Source organism: Ferribacterium limneticum (assembly GCF_020510625.1).
GTDB classification, from domain to species: domain Bacteria; phylum Pseudomonadota; class Gammaproteobacteria; order Burkholderiales; family Rhodocyclaceae; genus Azonexus; species Azonexus limneticus_A.
The window spans coordinates 351,411-367,985 of sequence record NZ_CP075191.1 but is presented as its reverse complement, the minus strand read 5'-3'; the positions used below and the strand labels follow the sequence as shown (position 1 = coordinate 367,985).

General features: G+C 57.1%; 12 protein-coding genes and 1 tRNA gene. All 13 read right to left on the bottom strand.

The features are described from left to right. Positions 1–15 precede the first annotated feature (15 nt). Positions 16–2,109 (bottom strand): elongation factor G, encoded by a 2,094-nt coding sequence (fusA, locus tag KI617_RS01675; RefSeq protein ID WP_226450057.1) that lies wholly within the window; start codon positions 2,107–2,109, stop codon positions 16–18. An 18-nt stretch (positions 2,110–2,127) separates the two neighbouring features. Beyond that, on the bottom strand, positions 2,128–2,598 hold the full coding sequence (gene rpsG, locus KI617_RS01670; protein WP_011286084.1) for a 30S ribosomal protein S7: 471 nt from the start codon (positions 2,596–2,598) through the stop codon (positions 2,128–2,130). A gap of 109 nt (positions 2,599–2,707) precedes the next feature. Next, a complete protein-coding gene (gene rpsL, locus KI617_RS01665; protein WP_011286083.1) occupies positions 2,708–3,085 on the bottom strand; it encodes a 30S ribosomal protein S12 in 378 nt (125 codons plus the stop codon). Between the two features lie 157 nt (positions 3,086–3,242). After that, complete coding sequence (gene rpoC, locus KI617_RS01660; RefSeq protein WP_226450055.1) at positions 3,243–7,454, bottom strand: DNA-directed RNA polymerase subunit beta'; 4,212 nt, start codon at positions 7,452–7,454, stop codon at positions 3,243–3,245. A gap of 21 nt (positions 7,455–7,475) precedes the next feature. Next, positions 7,476–11,759, bottom strand: coding sequence for a DNA-directed RNA polymerase subunit beta (gene rpoB, locus KI617_RS01655; RefSeq protein WP_226450053.1), 4,284 nt, complete (start codon positions 11,757–11,759; stop codon positions 7,476–7,478). A 206-nt stretch (positions 11,760–11,965) separates the two neighbouring features. Further along, complete coding sequence (rplL, locus tag KI617_RS01650; protein WP_226450052.1) at positions 11,966–12,337, bottom strand: 50S ribosomal protein L7/L12; 372 nt, start codon at positions 12,335–12,337, stop codon at positions 11,966–11,968. A gap of 38 nt (positions 12,338–12,375) precedes the next feature. Further along, entirely contained in the window at positions 12,376–12,873 is a 498-nt protein-coding gene (rplJ, locus tag KI617_RS01645; RefSeq protein WP_226450050.1) for a 50S ribosomal protein L10, read from the bottom strand. Between the two features lie 225 nt (positions 12,874–13,098). After that, positions 13,099–13,794: a 50S ribosomal protein L1 gene (rplA, locus tag KI617_RS01640; protein ID WP_226450048.1), complete on the bottom strand. Its 696-nt coding sequence runs from the start codon at positions 13,792–13,794 to the stop codon at positions 13,099–13,101. A gap of 2 nt (positions 13,795–13,796) precedes the next feature. Next, positions 13,797–14,228: a 50S ribosomal protein L11 gene (rplK, locus tag KI617_RS01635; protein WP_011286077.1), complete on the bottom strand. Its 432-nt coding sequence runs from the start codon at positions 14,226–14,228 to the stop codon at positions 13,797–13,799. Between the two features lie 108 nt (positions 14,229–14,336). Next, positions 14,337–14,870 carry a transcription termination/antitermination protein NusG gene (gene nusG, locus KI617_RS01630; RefSeq protein ID WP_226450046.1) on the bottom strand — a complete coding sequence of 178 codons (534 nt, stop codon included), beginning with the start codon at positions 14,868–14,870 and terminating at the stop codon, positions 14,337–14,339. Beyond that, positions 14,867–15,220 carry a preprotein translocase subunit SecE gene (gene secE, locus KI617_RS01625; protein ID WP_226450044.1) on the bottom strand — a complete coding sequence of 118 codons (354 nt, stop codon included), beginning with the start codon at positions 15,218–15,220 and terminating at the stop codon, positions 14,867–14,869. The genes nusG and secE overlap by 4 nt, the downstream gene beginning before the upstream one ends. Before the next feature lie 24 nt (positions 15,221–15,244). Next, positions 15,245–15,320, bottom strand: a tRNA-Trp gene (locus KI617_RS01620). A gap of 62 nt (positions 15,321–15,382) precedes the next feature. Next, positions 15,383–16,573 carry an elongation factor Tu gene (gene tuf / locus KI617_RS01615; RefSeq protein ID WP_226450042.1) on the bottom strand — a complete coding sequence of 397 codons (1,191 nt, stop codon included), beginning with the start codon at positions 16,571–16,573 and terminating at the stop codon, positions 15,383–15,385. Positions 16,574–16,575 lie beyond the last annotated feature (2 nt).

Genomic DNA, 16,575 nt, shown 5'->3' with positions numbered 1-16,575 from the left:
TATCAGCTCTCCAGATTACTTCTTGTTAATGACGGCCTCAGCGACGTTCTTCGGCGCTTCGGTGTAGTGCTTGAATTCCATCGAGTAGGTAGCGCGACCTTGCGACAGGGAGCGCACGGAAGTCGAGTAACCAAACATCTCGGACAGAGGAACCTCAGCCTTGACGACCTTGATGCCGCCAACCTGATCTTCCATGCCCTGCACGATGCCGCGACGGGACGAAAGGTCGCCCATAACGTTGCCCATGTATTCCTCAGGCGTTTCAACCTCAACCGCCATCATCGGCTCGAGCAGGGTCGGACTAGCCTTCTTCATACCTTCCTTGAAGGCCATCGAAGCGGCCATACGGAAGGCATTTTCGTTGGAGTCAACGTCGTGGTAGGAACCATCAAACAGGGTGAATTTGACATCGACTACCGGGAAGCCAGCCAGAACACCACTGGTCACTGCATCGCGCAGACCTTTGTCAACCGCCGGAATGAATTCACGGGGAACCACACCGCCCTTGATGGCGTCGATGAATTCGTAGCCCTTGCCGGCTTCGTTCGGCTCAATCTTGAGCCAGACGTGACCGAACTGACCGCGACCGCCAGACTGCTTGACGAACTTACCTTCCTGCTCGACAGACTTCTTGATGCACTCACGATAAGCAACCTGAGGCGCACCAACGGAGGCGTCAACGTTGAATTCGCGACGCATGCGGTCAACCAGAATTTCCAGGTGCAGTTCACCCATACCGGAAATGATGGTTTGGCCGGATTCTTCGTCAGTACGCACACGGAAGGACGGATCCTCCTGAGCCAGACGACCCAGCGCCAGACCCATCTTTTCCTGGTCAGCCTTGGTCTTCGGCTCGACGGCAACGTGAATCACCGGCTCTGGGAAAACCATACGCTCAAGGGTAATAACCTTTTGCGGATCACACAGCGTATCGCCGGTGGTTGCTTCTTTCAGACCCACGGCGGCAGCGATGTCACCAGCGCGCACTTCCTTGATTTCCTCACGCTGGTTGGCGTGCATCTGAAGGATACGGCCGAGACGCTCCTTACGACCCTTAACCGGGTTGTAAACAGTGTCACCGGAGTTGATAACACCGGAGTAAACACGGAAGAAGATCAACTGACCGACAAACGGGTCAGTCATGATCTTGAATGCCAGAGCCGAGAACGCCTCGTCGTCAGCTGCGCGACGCTCACCTTCGGAGTCGTTCTCGAGAATACCCTTGACCGGCGGAATATCAACCGGCGACGGCAGCAGCTCGATAACAGCGTCGAGCATCTTCTGAACGCCCTTGTTCTTGAAGGCGGTACCGCAAAGCATCGGCTGGATTTCACAGGCAATGGTGCGGGTACGCAGACCAAGAATAATGTCAGCCTCAGAAAGCTCACCCTCTTCGAGGTACTTGTTCATCAGATCTTCAGAGGCTTCGGCAGCAGCTTCGACCATCTGTTCGCGCCAGGTGGCGGCATCATCAGCCAGCTCGGCCGGGATTTCGCGAGCATCGTACTTCATGCCCTGAGAAGCCTCATCCCAGTAGATTGCCTTCATCTTGATCAGGTCAACCACACCTTCGAACTTGTCTTCGGCGCCAATAGGAATGACGATAGGCACCGGATTCGCTTTCAGACGCAGCTTGAGCTGGTCAACGACCTTGAAGAAGTTGGCACCGGAACGGTCCATCTTGTTCACGAAGGCCAGACGCGGCACGCCGTACTTGTTGGCCTGACGCCAAACAGTCTCAGACTGCGGCTGAACACCACCAACCGCACAGTAAACCATGCAGGCAGCATCAAGAACACGCATGGAACGCTCAACTTCGATAGTGAAGTCAACGTGACCCGGGGTGTCGATGATGTTGATATGGTGCGGCTGGAACTGCTTGTCCATACCACTCCAGAAACAGGTGGTCGCAGCGGAGGTAATAGTAATACCACGCTCCTGCTCCTGCTCCATCCAGTCCATGGTGGCAGCGCCGTCATGAACTTCACCGATCTTGTGATTAACACCGGTGTAGTAAAGAATACGTTCAGTCGTCGTCGTCTTGCCGGCGTCGATGTGCGCGCTGATACCGATATTGCGGTAGCGCTCGATGGGAGTTTTACGTGCCACGTTAAAGCCCTTTGAAAATTAGAAGCGGAAGTGAGCGAAGGCCTTGTTGGCTTCAGCCATGCGGTGCACTTCGTCGCGCTTCTTGACAGCGCCACCGCGATTTTCAGCAGCCTCCAGCATTTCAGCAGCCAGACGCTGACCCATGGACTTCTCAGAACGCTTGCGGGCGGACTCACGCAGCCAGCGCATTGCCAGCGCGGCGCGACGAGCCGGGCGCACTTCAACCGGAACTTGATAGTTTGCACCACCAACACGACGGGACTTGACTTCGACCATCGGCTTCACGTTGCTCATGGCAGCGCTGAAGACTTCGAGAGGATCCTTGCCACCCTTGGTGGTGATGATATCGAAAGCACCATAAACGATGCGCTCAGCAACGGACTTCTTGCCGCTTTGCATGATGGCGTTAACGAACTTGGAGACTTCAACGTTGCCGAACTTCGGATCCGGCAGAATGTCACGCTTGGGTACTTCACGACGACGGGGCATATTAACCTCAATTAAACACGATTCAGTTGAAAAGCCGGGAAGGGGTTTTCACCCACCCGGCCCTCTCAGCCGCCCAACAGAGCGACCACTTACTTAAGCCACTTAAGAATTAAGCAGCCTTCGGACGCTTGGCGCCGTACTTGGAACGGGATTGCTTACGATCCTTGACGCCCTGCGTATCCAGGGAGCCACGCACGGTGTGATAGCGCACACCCGGCAAGTCCTTGACACGACCACCACGAATCAGGACCACAGAGTGCTCCTGCAGGTTGTGGCCTTCACCGCCGATGTACGAAATGACTTCGAAGCCATTCGTCAGACGAACCTTGCAAACCTTACGGAGCGCGGAGTTCGGCTTCTTCGGGGTGGTGGTATAAACACGGGTGCAGACGCCACGCTTCTGCGGGCACTTTTCCAGAGCAGGAACCTTGCTCTTGGCCTTTTCGGCTACGCGCGGTTTGCGCACGAGCTGGTTGATGGTCGGCATATCAAACTTCCTTCAACAGCCGGGCACCGAAAAATGGTGCACGACGGCAATTTTGTTATCCAAAGCAGAGACAATGATTAGCCTCTGCCGACAAAGACCATAAATTCTATGGCTGATCAACCCCCGTGTCAACGTGGCACGGGGGTTGCAAGACGGATCACAGGCCCTGAGCGGCGTCCTGTGTTGCGTTTTCGGCAGTTGCCTCTTCGATCGGACGGGAGGCCGCAATGTCTTCGCCCGCCAACTGAGCCTTGCGGCTACGGTGGTAAGCCAGACCGGTACCCGCCGGGATGAGGCGTCCGACGATGACGTTTTCCTTGAGACCACGCAGCTCGTCGCGCTTGCCCATGATGGCAGCCTCGGTCAGCACACGCGTTGTTTCCTGGAAGGACGCAGCAGAGATGAACGAGTCGGTCGACAGCGATGCCTTGGTAATACCCAGCAGCATGTGTTCGATCGTTGCCGGGAGCTTGCCCTCGGCATTGGCGCGATCATTCTCAGCCAGCAGTTCGGCTCGTTCGACTTGCTCGGACTTGATGAACTTGGTATCGCCCGGCTCGACGATGGTCACCCGACGCAGCATCTGACGGACGATCACTTCAATGTGCTTGTCGTTGATCTTCACGCCCTGCAGACGATAAACGTCCTGAACTTCGTCGGTGATGTAGCGGGCCAGCGCCTCAACCCCCTGCAAACGCAGGATATCGTGCGGATCCGGTTCGCCTTCAACGATCTTTTCGCCCTTATTGACTACCTGGCCGTCGTGCACCAGAACGTGCTTGTCCTTGGGAATCAGGAACTCGTGCACCACGCCGTCAAGGTCGGTAATGACCAGACGCTGCTTGCCCTTGGTGTCCTTACCGAAGCTGATCGTACCGGTCGTTTCGGCCAGCACGGATGCATCCTTCGGCGTACGGGCTTCGAACAACTCGGCCACACGTGGCAGACCGCCGGTAATGTCGCGAGTCTTGGCAGACTCTTGCGGCATACGAGCCAGCACATCGCCCACACCAACCTGTTGACCATCGAGCACGGAGATGATCGAGCCGACCTGGAAAGCGATAGAGACGGTGTGATCGCTGCCATGAACACGAACTTCCTGGCCATTTTCGTCCAGCAGCTTGACGACCGGACGCACACCCTTGACGGCCGCCTTGCCGCCGCGCTTGTGGTCGATAACCACCAGCGTAGACAGGCCGGTCACATCGTCGACCTGCTTGGCGACCGTGACGCCTTCTTCAACATTCTCGAAACGCGCAGTACCGGCGTATTCGGTAATGATCGGGCGGGTGTGCGGATCCCACGTCGCCAGCTTGGCACCGGCCTTGACGGTCTTGCCTTCATCAACCGACAGCATGGCGCCATAAGGCACTTTGTGACGCTCGCGCTCACGGCCGTGATCATCGACGATCAAGACTTCACCGGAACGGGAAATGACCACCTTTTCGCCCTTGGCGCTGGTGACATAACGCATGTTGGAGGTGTAGCGCACGGTACCAGCCGACTTGCCTTCGACCTTGTCAGCCACGGCAGCACGGGAAGCCGCGCCACCGACGTGGAAGGTACGCATGGTGAGCTGGGTACCCGGCTCACCGATTGACTGGGCGGCGATGACACCGACCGCTTCACCGGCGTTGACCATCGTGCCACGGCCGAGATCTCGGCCGTAACACTGGGCGCAAAGGCCGTAGCGCGTATCGCAGGTCAGCGGGGTGCGAACCTTGACTTCGTCGATGCCCAGCTTGTCGATCAGATCGACCAAATCTTCGTCTAGCATGGTGCCGGCGAAAATAACCGTTTCCTGGGTTTCCGGATCGATCAGGTCATCGACCGTGACGCGACCCAGAATACGTTCGCGCAGCGCTTCGATCACTTCGCCGCCTTCGACCAGTGCCTTGACGACAAAGCCGTTCTTGGTGCCGCAGTCGTCTTCGGTGATCACCAGATCCTGGGTCACATCGACCAGACGACGCGTCAGATAACCGGAGTTGGCAGTCTTCAGCGCGGTGTCGGCCAGACCCTTACGGGCGCCGTGGGTCGAAATGAAGTACTGAAGAACGTTCAGACCTTCGCGGAAGTTGGTGGTAATCGGGGTCTCGATAATCGAGCCATCCGGCTTGGCCATCAGGCCACGCATACCAGCCAGCTGACGAATCTGGGCAGCGGAACCGCGAGCACCGGAGTCGGCCATCATGTAGATGGAGTTGAAGGAGTCCTGCTTGACCTTCTTGCCGTGACGATCGATGACTTCCTCGTGGCCGAGTTCGTCCATCATCACCTTGGCAACCTGGTCACCAGTGCGGCCCCAGATATCGACGACCTTGTTGTAACGCTCGCCCTGAGTGACCAGGCCGTTCGTGTACTGGGTCTCGATTTCCTTAACCTCAGCTTCGGCGGAAGAAATGATTTCGTATTTCTTGGCCGGAACCAGCATGTCGTCCGAGCAGAAGGAAATACCGGCGCGCGTCGCGAGGGCATAGCCGTTCTGCATCAGCTTGTCGGCGAAGACGACCGTTTCCTTCAGGCCGCAACGACGGAATGACTCGTCGATCAGCTTGGAAATTTCCTTCTTCTTCAGCGCACGATCGATTGCTTTGAAGGGCAGACCCTTTGGCAGAATCTTGGCAAGCAGTGCGCGACCAGCCGTCGTTTCAACACGGACAATCTTCTCTTCCCATTCGCCATCAACCGCCGCCGGTTCGTACTGCTTCAAGCGGACGGAAATGCGGGAATGGACGTCCAGTTGGCCGGCAGCCATGGCACGCTCGATTTCGTTGGTGTCGGCAAAATACATGCCTTCACCCTTGCCGTTGATCTTCTCGCGGGTCGCGTAGTACAGACCCAACACGATATCCTGTGACGGCACGATGATCGGCTGGCCGTTGGCGGGCGACAGCACGTTGTTCGAGGCCAGCATCAGGGTGCGGGCTTCCATCTGGGCTTCGAGCGACAGCGGCACGTGAACAGCCATCTGGTCACCGTCGAAGTCGGCGTTGAACGCCGCACAGACGAGCGGGTGCAACTGAATGGCCTTGCCTTCGATCAGGGTCGGCTCGAAAGCCTGGATACCCAGACGGTGCAGCGTCGGCGCACGGTTCAGCATGACCGGATGTTCGCGGATGACGTCTTCGAGGATGTCCCAGACGACCGGTTCCTGACCTTCAACCATCTTCTTGGCTTGCTTGATGGTGGTGGCGTAGCCGAGCACTTCCAGCTTGTGGAAGATGAAAGGCTTGAACAGTTCCAGCGCCATCAGCTTCGGCAGGCCGCACTGATGCAGCTTGAGCTGCGGACCAACCACGATGACCGAACGGCCGGAGTAGTCGACGCGCTTACCCAGCAGGTTCTGACGGAAACGACCGCCCTTGCCCTTGATCATGTCGGCCAGCGACTTCAGCGGACGCTTGTTGGCGCCGGTCATCGCCTTGCCGCGACGACCATTGTCGAGCAGCGAGTCCACGGCTTCCTGCAGCATGCGCTTTTCGTTGCGCACGATGATTTCCGGAGCCTTCAGTTCAAGCAGACGCTTCAGACGGTTGTTACGGTTGATAACGCGACGATAGAGATCGTTCAGGTCAGAGGTCGCAAAGCGGCCGCCGTCGAGCGGAACCAGCGGACGAAGATCCGGCGGCAACACCGGCAGGACTTCGAGGATCATCCAGTCCGGCTTGATGCCGGACTTCTGGAAACCCTCAAGAATCTTCAGACGCTTGGCCAGCTTCTTGTTCTTGGCTTCGGAACCGGTCACTTCGAGTTCGGCGTGCAGTGACTCGACTTCGCTATTGAGTTCGAGGTTGCGCAGCAGCTCACGAATACCTTCAGCGCCCATCAGCGCCTGGAATTCATCGCCATGCTCTTCGACCATTTCCAGATACTGGTCTTCCGTCAGCAGTTGAGCGCGCTGAAGGTTGCTGACCATGCCCGGATCGGTCACGACATAGGCTTCGAAGTACAGGACGCGCTCGATATCGCGCAGCGTCATGTCGAGCACCATACCGAGACGGGACGGCAAGGACTTCAGGAACCAGATGTGCGCAGTTGGCGAAGCCAGTTCAATGTGACCCATGCGGTCGCGGCGAACCTTGGCCAACGTCACTTCGACGCCGCACTTCTCGCAGATAACGCCACGGTGCTTCAGACGCTTGTACTTGCCGCACAGGCATTCGTAGTCCTTGATCGGGCCAAAAATCTTGGCGCAGAACAGGCCATCGCGCTCCGGCTTGAAGGTACGGTAGTTGATGGTTTCCGGCTTCTTGACTTCGCCGTAGGACCAGGAACGGATCTTTTCGGGCGAAGCGAGGCCAATGGTAATCGCGTCGAATTCTTCCTCGGCGGTTACCTGCTTGAATAGATCGAGCAATGCTTTCATCGTTTAACTCCCAGCCCTAAATCAGTAACGTTCCAGATCGATATCGATCGCCAGCGAACGGATTTCCTTGACCAACACATTGAAGGATTCCGGCATGCCGGCTTCGATGCGGTGTTCGCCCTTGACGATGTTTTCGTAAACCTTGGTACGGCCGTTCACATCGTCGGACTTCACAGTCAGCATTTCCTGCAGTACATAGGAAGCGCCATAGGCTTCCAGTGCCCACACTTCCATTTCACCGAAGCGCTGACCACCGAACTGTGCCTTGCCACCCAGCGGCTGCTGGGTAACCAGAGAGTACGGACCGGTCGAACGGGCGTGCATCTTGTCGTCAACCAAGTGGTGCAGCTTCAGGTAGTGCATGTAGCCAACGGTCACCTTGCGCTCGAATGCTTCGCCGGTACGACCATCAAACAGGGTCATCTGGCCAGAAGACGGCATGCCGGCCATCGCCAGCATGGCCTTGATTTCCTCTTCCTTGGCACCGTCGAACACCGGCGTCGCAAACGGCACGCCGCTCTTGAGGTTTTCCGCCATTTCCAGAACTTCGACATCATTCAACTCGTCGAGGTTCTCGGACTTGCCGCTGGAGTTGTAGATCTGGTCCAAGAAACCGCGAACTTCCTTGGCGCTGGACTGGGCACGCAACATCGCGCCAATCTTGTGACCAAGACCCTTGGCGGCGAGGCCAAGGTGAACTTCGAGAATCTGACCGACGTTCATCCGCGACGGCACGCCGAGCGGGTTCAGAACGATGTCGACCGGGCTGCCATCTTCCATGTGCGGCATATCCTCAACCGGCAGGATGCGCGAAACCACACCCTTGTTACCGTGACGACCGGCCATCTTGTCACCCGGCTGCAGACGACGCTTAACGGCGACATAGACCTTGACCATCTTCTGGACACCCGGCGGCAGTTCGTCGCCTTGCGTCAGCTTCTTGCGCTTGCCTTCGAAAGCGATGTCGAAGTCCTTGCGTGCCTGCTCCAGACCATCCTTGACCTGTTCCAGCTGCTGGGCAGCCTCATCATCGGCCAGACGGATGTCGAACCAGTGGTGCGGATCCATGCTGTCGAGGTAGACCTTGTCGATCACCGTGCCCTTGGCCAGCTTCTTCGGGCCGCCATTGGCTTTTTTGCCGGTGATCAGGCGCTCGACACGAGCAAAAGCGTCGCGTTCGACGATGCGCATCTGGTCGGCGAGGTCCAGCTTGTAGTGGCGCAGATGCTCGTCGATGATGGCTTGGGCGCGTTTGTCGCGCTCGATGCCTTCACGGGTAAACACCTGAACGTCGATGACGGTACCGGCAATACCGGACGGCACACGCAGCGAGGTGTCCTTAACATCGGAAGCCTTCTCACCGAAGATGGCGCGCAGCAGCTTCTCTTCCGGCGTCAGCTGGGTTTCACCCTTCGGCGTCACCTTGCCAACCAGCACGTCAGCAGCTTCGACTTCAGCACCGATATAAACGATGCCGGAATCATCCAGACGAGACAATTGAGCCTCACCCAACGATGCGATATCGCGGGTGATTTCCTCAGGGCCGAGCTTGGTGTCGCGGGCGACAACCGTCAGCTCCTCGATATGAATCGAGGTGTAACGGTCTTCTGCAACAACGCGCTCGGAAATCAAGATCGAGTCTTCGAAGTTGTAGCCGTTCCACGGCATGAAGGCGATCAGCATGTTCTGACCGAGAGCGAGTTCGCCCTTGTCGGTCGAAGCGCCGTCAGCCACCACGTCGCCCTTGGCGATGTGGTCACCGACACGCACCATCGGACGCTGGTTGATGTTGGTGTTCTGGTTGGAGCGGGTGTACTTGACCAGATTGTAGATATCAACGCCCACTTCACCGGCAATGGTTTCATCGTCATTGACACGAACCACGACACGAGCGGCGTCGACGTAATCAACAAGGCCGCCACGCAATGCGACTACTGCAGTTCCCGAGTCAACAGCAACGGTGCGCTCAATACCGGTGCCGACCAGCGGCTTTTCCGGACGCAGACAAGGCACGGCCTGACGCTGCATGTTGGCGCCCATCAAGGCGCGGTTCGCGTCATCGTGCTCCAGGAACGGAATCAGCGAGGCAGCAACCGATACGATCTGGCCCGGTGCCACGTCCATATACTGGACGCGTGACGGCTCAGCCAGAATGGTTTCACCCTTCTCGCGGCAGGTCACCAGATCGTCGGACAGGCGGCCGTTGGCATCGAGAGAGGCATTAGCCTGGGCAACCACGTAGTTGCCCTCTTCAATCGCCGACAAATACTCGATATCGTTGGTCACCTGACCGTCATTCACCTTGCGGTAAGCGGTTTCGATGAAGCCATAGCTATTGACCTGGGCAAACAGCGCCAGCGAATTGATCAGACCAATGTTCGGACCTTCCGGCGTTTCGATCGGGCAAACACGGCCGTAGTGGGTCGGATGCACGTCACGCACTTCGAAGCCGGCGCGTTCGCGGGTCAGACCGCCTGGGCCGAGGGCGGAAACGCGACGCTTGTGCGTGATTTCCGACAGCGGGTTCGTCTGGTCCATAAACTGCGACAACTGGCTGGAACCGAAGAATTCCTTGATCGCAGCGCTGATCGGCTTGGCATTGATCAGATCGTGCGGCATCAGGTTATCGGATTCAGCCTGCGACAGACGCTCCTTAACGGCGCGCTCGACACGGACGAGGCCAGCGCGGAACTGGTTCTCGGCCAATTCGCCAACTGAACGGACGCGACGGTTACCAAGGTGATCGATATCGTCGATTTCACCGCGACCATTACGCAGTTCGACAAGAATCTTGATGACTTCGACGATATCGCGCGGCGACAGGGTCAGCTGTTCGCGCACCTCGATATTGGCGCCAAGCGGCTTCAGCTTGGCAGCCAGCGCCTCGACTTCGCCCAGAGTCGAATTCTCGACCATGGCACGAGCGCCGAAAGGCATCAGGCTGACCAGATCCTGAATTGCCGACAGGGCAAAACCGGAGGCTTCCGCCAGATTCTTCAGTGCGGCTTCGGCCTTCGAAGCCAGGCCCTTGAGCATCAACTTGTATTCAATGACGTCCGGACGGGCCAGACGACGATTGAACTTCATGCGGCCAACGCCAGACAGATCGTAACGTTCGTCGGAATAGAACAGGCCGTTAAAGAGGATTTCAACCGCCTCTTCCGTCGGCGGCTCGCCCGGACGCATCATACGGTAGATCGCCACACGAGCGGCCTGGCGGGTTGCCGTTTCATCAGCACGCAGCGTATTAGAGATGAAGGCACCGCGATCGAGCTCGTTCGTATAGAGCGTCTCAAGCGTCGTGATCTCGGCTTCACGCAACTTGGCCAAGAGCGTCTCGGTAATTTCGTCGTTGGCGTTGGCAACAACCTCGCCCGTCGCCTTGTCGATCGTATTCTTGGCAACCACACGGCCAATCAAGAATTCGTCGGGAACAACGATCTGTTTGATTGCTGCTGCACCAATGTCGCGAATGTGCTTCGCTGTGATGCGCTTGTCTTTCTGGACAATCAGCTTGCCATCCGGGGCGACGAAATCGAAACGAGCGACTTCGCCACGCAAGCGCTCAGGAACAAGGGTGAACTCAACCTTGTCCTTGGCGATCAGGAAAGTATCAAATTCGAAGAACTGGCTCAGGATTTCCTCGGAAGACATGCCGATTGCCTTGAGCAGCGTGGTGACCGGCATCTTGCGGCGACGGTCGACGCGGAAGAACAGGGTGTCCTTGGGGTCGAATTCGAAATCGAGCCATGAACCGCGGTAAGGAATGACCCGCGCGGAGAACAGCAGCTTGCCGGAGCTGTGGGTCTTGCCGCGGTCGTGCTCGAAGAAGACGCCGGGAGAACGGTGAAGCTGGGAAACAATGACCCGCTCGGTGCCGTTGATCACGAAGGAACCATTGGTCGTCATCAAGGGAATTTCACCCATGTAGACTTCCTGCTCCTTGACTTCCTTGACCGTATCAGGGGCTTCGCGGTCCATGATGACCAGGCGAACCCGCGCACGCAGCGACGAGGCAAAGGTCAGGCCACGTTGCTGACATTCGGTAACGTCGAACGCTGGCTCTCCCAGCATGTAGCTGACAAACTCAAGGCGAGCGTTGCCGGAGTGCGAAACAATCGGGAAGATCGAGGTGAACGCGGCCTGAAGACCTTCGTTTTTCCGCTTCTCAGGGGCAACTTCGTCTTGCAAAAAGTCCTTGAAGGACTGCAACTGGGTCGCCAACAAGTAGGGAACGTCCAGCACGCTGGCGCGCTTGGCGAAGCTCTTGCGGATGCGTTTCTTCTCGGTGAAGGAGTAAGTCATGGTAACTCCGTGAGGATGAAATCAAAGGTGGAACCTGAGAAAACAGGCAAACGCAAACAAACTCTCCTCCCCGCCGGGAAAAAGGAAAGCCTTGTTTGCGTTTGCCAGTTGGCGTTATTCAAGTTCGTTTTCTAGGTTTATCAAACCTGTCGTACAAAGCACAAAAGGGCTGGCGGAAAACCGCCAGCCCACACACCAAAAGTCGATTACTTGACTTCGACCTTGGCGCCTGCGTCTTCAAGCAACTTCTTGAGGGCTTCTGCATCAGCCTTGGAAATAGCTTCCTTGACGGCCTTCGGAGCGCCATCAACCAGATCCTTGGCTTCCTTGAGGCCCAGACCGGTAGCTGCACGAACGACCTTGATGACTTCAACCTTCTTATCACCAGCACCGGTCAGCATGACGGTGAATTCGGTCTGCTCTTCAGCAGCGGCGGCACCAGCACCAGCCGGGCCAGCAACGGCGACGGCAGCGGCGGAAACGCCAAACTTCTCTTCGAATGCCTTGACCAGGTCATTCAGTTCCATAACGGTCAGGGAGCCTACGGCTTCCAGGATGTCTTCTTTGCTAATTGCCATTTCAATAAACTCCTAAATCAGTTCGTATGCGGTGAGGATCAAGCGGCAGCTTCTTCGCGCTGTGCAGCCAGGGCAGCCAGGCCGCGGACGAAGCCGGCAACCGGAGCTTGCATGACGTACAGCAGCTTGGAGAGCAGCTCTTCGCGGCTCGGTACGGAGGCAAGCGCCTGCACACCAGCTTTGTCGAGCACCTTGCCGGCATATGAACCGGCCTTGAGCACCAATTTGTCGTTGGTTTTGGCGAAGTCACTGAGAACCTTCGCGGCAGCCACCGGATCAGCGGAGACGCTATAAATCAACGGTCCGACCATGTGGTCAGACAGGCCAGCGAACGCAGTGTCCGCGACCGCGCGACGCACCAAAGTGTTCTTCAACACACGCAGATACACACCAGACTCGCGCGCCTTCTTGCGCAGCACGGTGAGGTCAGTAACCTCGATGCCACGATATTCGGCAATCACGATGGTCTGTGCGTTGGCCACTTGTGCCGACACCTCAGCTACAACCGCTTTTTTGTCGTTCAGATTGAGACCCACGGGTCCTTCCTCCTTTCAAGTCATAACACGACGGGAAAATTCCCGCCGCACCTACGGCGACCTGAACCAGAAGTTAAGCCATCCATTGCGGACGACTAGAAATCTTGTTCGGGGACACCGTCTGCGCAGGCTACTTACGCGATTAAGTTCCGTTGCCGAAACACCTGCGGTCTTTGACGATCCGCCGGCAGCCACCGAAGTGACCACCAACGGCCCAAAGTTCTATTAACCCACCACCGTGGACTGGTCGACGCGAACGCCGGGGCCCATCGTGGCAGAAACTGCGATCTTCTTCAGGTACTGACCTTTGGACGAAGCAGGCTTGGCCTTGCTCAGCGCATCGATCAATGCCTTCAGGTTGCTTTCCAGGCTCTCAACGGAGAAGGAAGCACGGCCGATCGTGGCGTGAATGATGCCGGCCTTGTCAGTGCGGTACTGCACCTGACCAGCCTTGGCGTTCTTCACTGCAGTGACAACGTCCATGGTCACGGTACCAACCTTCGGATTCGGCATCAGGCCGCGGGGGCCGAGGATCTGGCCGAGCTGACCAACCACCTTCATGGCATCCGGGGTGGCGATGACGACATCGAAATTCAGGTTACCAGCTTTGACTTCAGCAGCCAGATCGTCGAAACCGACGACTTCAGCGCCGGCTGCCTTGGCAGCCTCAGCCTTTTCGCCCTGAGCGAAGACGGCAACGCGAACCGACTTACCGGTACCAGCCGGCAGAACGACGGAACCGCGAACGACCTGATCCGACTTACGTGCGTCAACACCGAGGTTGACTGCGACATCGATCGATTCGTCGAACTTGGCGATTGCCGTTTCCTTGGCCAGGGTCAGCGCCTCTTGCAGCGGATACAACTTCTGCGCGACAACCTTGCTGGCAAGGGCTTTTTGCTTTTTCGTGAACTTAGCCATGATTACAGACCCTCTACCGTGATACCCATCGAACGGGCGGAGCCGGCGATGGTGCGAATTGCTGCTTCCATATCGGCGGCGGTCAAGTCAGGCGACTTGGTCTTGGCGATTTCTTCGCACTGGGCGCGGGTGATCTTGCCAACCTTGTCGGTGTGCGGCTTGGCCGAACCGGACTTGATACCAGCAGCCTTCTTGATCAGGATGGTGGCCGGCGGGGTCTTCATCACGAAGGTGAAAGACTTGTCCGCAAAGGCGGTAATTACGACAGGAATCGGCAGACCCGGTTCAACGCCTTGAGTCTGGGCATTGAAGGCCTTGCAGAATTCCATGATGTTCAGACCGCGCTGACCGAGGGCTGGGCCGATCGGGGGCGACGGGTTTGCTTTGCCAGCAGGCACTTGCAGCTTGATGTAGCCAATAATTTTCTTGGCCATAATTTGCTCCTAATAAATGAGTCGTAACGCGCGTTGGCCGAAAAAATCACCAGCTACTGACGCTCCTCTTGCCGAAATCGGGGCTTTCGGCGAACCCAAAAAACCTGATCAGGCCTTTTCGACCTGGGCGAACTCCAGCTCAACCGGCGTAGCGCGACCAAAGATGGTCACCGAAACGCGCAGGCGATTCTTTTCGTAATTGACGTCTTCGACCGAGCCATGGAAGTCGGTAAACGGACCTTCCTTGACACGAACCACTTCGCCAACCTCAAACAGCACTTTCGGACGAGGCTTCTCAACACCCTCCTGCATTTGCTGCATGATCTTCTCAACTTCCTTTTCGGAAATCGGTGTTGGCTTGGTCGCGGTGCCACCAACAAAACCAGTGACTTTCGGCGTGTTCTTGACCAAGTGCCATGAATCGTCGTCCATCTCCATTTCGCAGAGGACGTAGCCAGGGAAGAATTTGCGCTCAGAAATCGATTTCTGACCACCCTTCATTTCGACGACTTCTTCAACCGGCACCAGAATCCGGCCAAACTTTTCTTCCATACCCAAACGGGTAATGCGCTCCTGAATGGCGCGCATTACACTTTTTTCGAAGCCGGAGTAGGCATGTACGACGTACCAGCGTTTGCTCATGATTTCTTCCAGCCCAGCACCCAGTCGTAAAGAACCACTTCAAGGCTCTTGTCAGTCAGATACAGGAAAATTGCCATGACCACGACAAAGGCGAATACCGCGCCCGTGGTTTGCATGGTTTCCTTGCGAGTCGGCCAAACAACTTTCTTGGCCTCGACCACCGCCTCATTACCAAACAGGAAAAAGCGCTGACCCGGCTCCGTCTTCCAAGCCACTGCAATTGCCAGCGCCAAACCAACGAGGACCGCCAGGACGCGCAAAATCATTGCCTGCTCGGAGAGCAGGTAGAAGCCAGCCACACCAGCCGCCAGAATAATCAGCGCCAGCGCAAACTTGATCTTGTCAGCCATTACGTTCGCGATCTTTAAAGAGAGTGGCAGGGGCGGAGGGAATCGAACCCCCGACCTACGGTTTTGGAAACCGTTGCTCTACCAATTGAGCTACACCCCTGCTGCAGAAACATCAAAGCGCTTCGGTTTCCCGAAGCGCCTCAATTACCGAAAGATTATCGATTACTCGATGATCTTGGCGACGACGCCGGCGCCGACGGTACGACCGCCTTCACGGATGGCGAAGCGCAGACCTTCTTCCATGGCGATCGGTGCAATCAGCTTGATCGTCATGGCGATGTTGTCGCCCGGCATGACCATTTCGGTGCCTTCCGGCAGTTCGATGGAGCCAGTGACGTCGGTCGTGCGGAAGTAGAACTGCGGACGGTAACCATTGAAGAACGGGGTGTGACGGCCGCCTTCATCCTTGGACAGGATGTACACTTCGGAGGTGAAGTGGGTATGCGGCTTGACAGAACCCGGCTTGCACAGCACCTGGCCACGCTCGACGTCTTCACGCTTGGTACCACGTAGCAGGGCGCCAATGTTGTCGCCAGCCTGACCTTGGTCGAGCAGCTTGCGGAACATTTCAACACCGGTACAGATGGTCTTGACGGTCGGGCGGATGCCGACGATTTCGATTTCTTCGCCAACCTTGACGATGCCACGCTCAACACGACCGGTCACGACGGTACCGCGACCAGAGATGGAGAAGACGTCTTCAACCGGCATCAGGAACGGCTGATCGATGGCACGCTCAGGATCAGGGATGTAGGTGTCCAGGGCATCTGCCAGACGGAAGATCGACGGTTCGCCGATTTCGGATTGGTCGCCTTCGAGGGCCTTCAAGGCGGAGCCGTGAATGATCGGGGTGTCGTCGCCCGGGAAGTCGTACTTGGAGAGCAGCTCGCGCAGTTCCATTTCGACCAGTTCGAGCAGTTCGGCGTCGTCAACCATGTCGCACTTGTTCATGAACACGAGCACGTACGGCACGCCAACTTGACGGGCGAGCAGGATGTGTTCGCGGGTTTGCGGCATCGGGCCGTCAGCAGCGGAACAGACGAGGATGGCGCCGTCCATCTGGGCAGCACCGGTAATCATGTTCTTGACGTAGTCAGCGTGACCCGGGCAGTCAACGTGGGCGTAGTGACGGTTGGCGGTTTCGTATTCGACGTGAGCAGTATTAATCGTGATACCGCGGGCCTTTTCTTCCGGCGCAGCGTCGATTTCGTCATATTTCTTGGCAGCACCACCGAACTTGGCGGACAGCACCGTGGTGATCGCAGCCGTCAGCGTCGTCTTGCCGTGGTCAACGTGACCAATCGTACCAACGTTTACGTGCGGTTTCGTACGCGCGAATTTTTCCTTAGCCATTC

Coding starts and splice junctions, on each gene's coding strand:
- rpsG (WP_011286084.1), bottom strand. CDS start 2,598: ATGCCCCGTCGTCGTGAAGTACCCAAGCGTGACATTCTGCCGGATCCG.
- rpsL (WP_011286083.1), bottom strand. CDS start 3,085: ATGCCGACCATCAACCAGCTCGTGCGCAAACCGCGCGTAGCCGAAAAG.
- rpoC (WP_226450055.1), bottom strand. CDS start 7,454: ATGAAAGCATTGCTCGATCTATTCAAGCAGGTAACCGCCGAGGAAGAA.
- rpoB (WP_226450053.1), bottom strand. CDS start 11,759: ATGACTTACTCCTTCACCGAGAAGAAACGCATCCGCAAGAGCTTCGCC.
- rplL (WP_226450052.1), bottom strand. CDS start 12,337: ATGGCAATTAGCAAAGAAGACATCCTGGAAGCCGTAGGCTCCCTGACC.
- rplA (WP_226450048.1), bottom strand. CDS start 13,794: ATGGCTAAGTTCACGAAAAAGCAAAAAGCCCTTGCCAGCAAGGTTGTC.
- rplK (WP_011286077.1), bottom strand. CDS start 14,228: ATGGCCAAGAAAATTATTGGCTACATCAAGCTGCAAGTGCCTGCTGGC.
- nusG (WP_226450046.1), bottom strand. CDS start 14,870: ATGAGCAAACGCTGGTACGTCGTACATGCCTACTCCGGCTTCGAAAAA.
- secE (WP_226450044.1), bottom strand. CDS start 15,220: ATGGCTGACAAGATCAAGTTTGCGCTGGCGCTGATTATTCTGGCGGCT.
- tuf (WP_226450042.1), bottom strand. CDS start 16,573: ATGGCTAAGGAAAAATTCGCGCGTACGAAACCGCACGTAAACGTTGGT.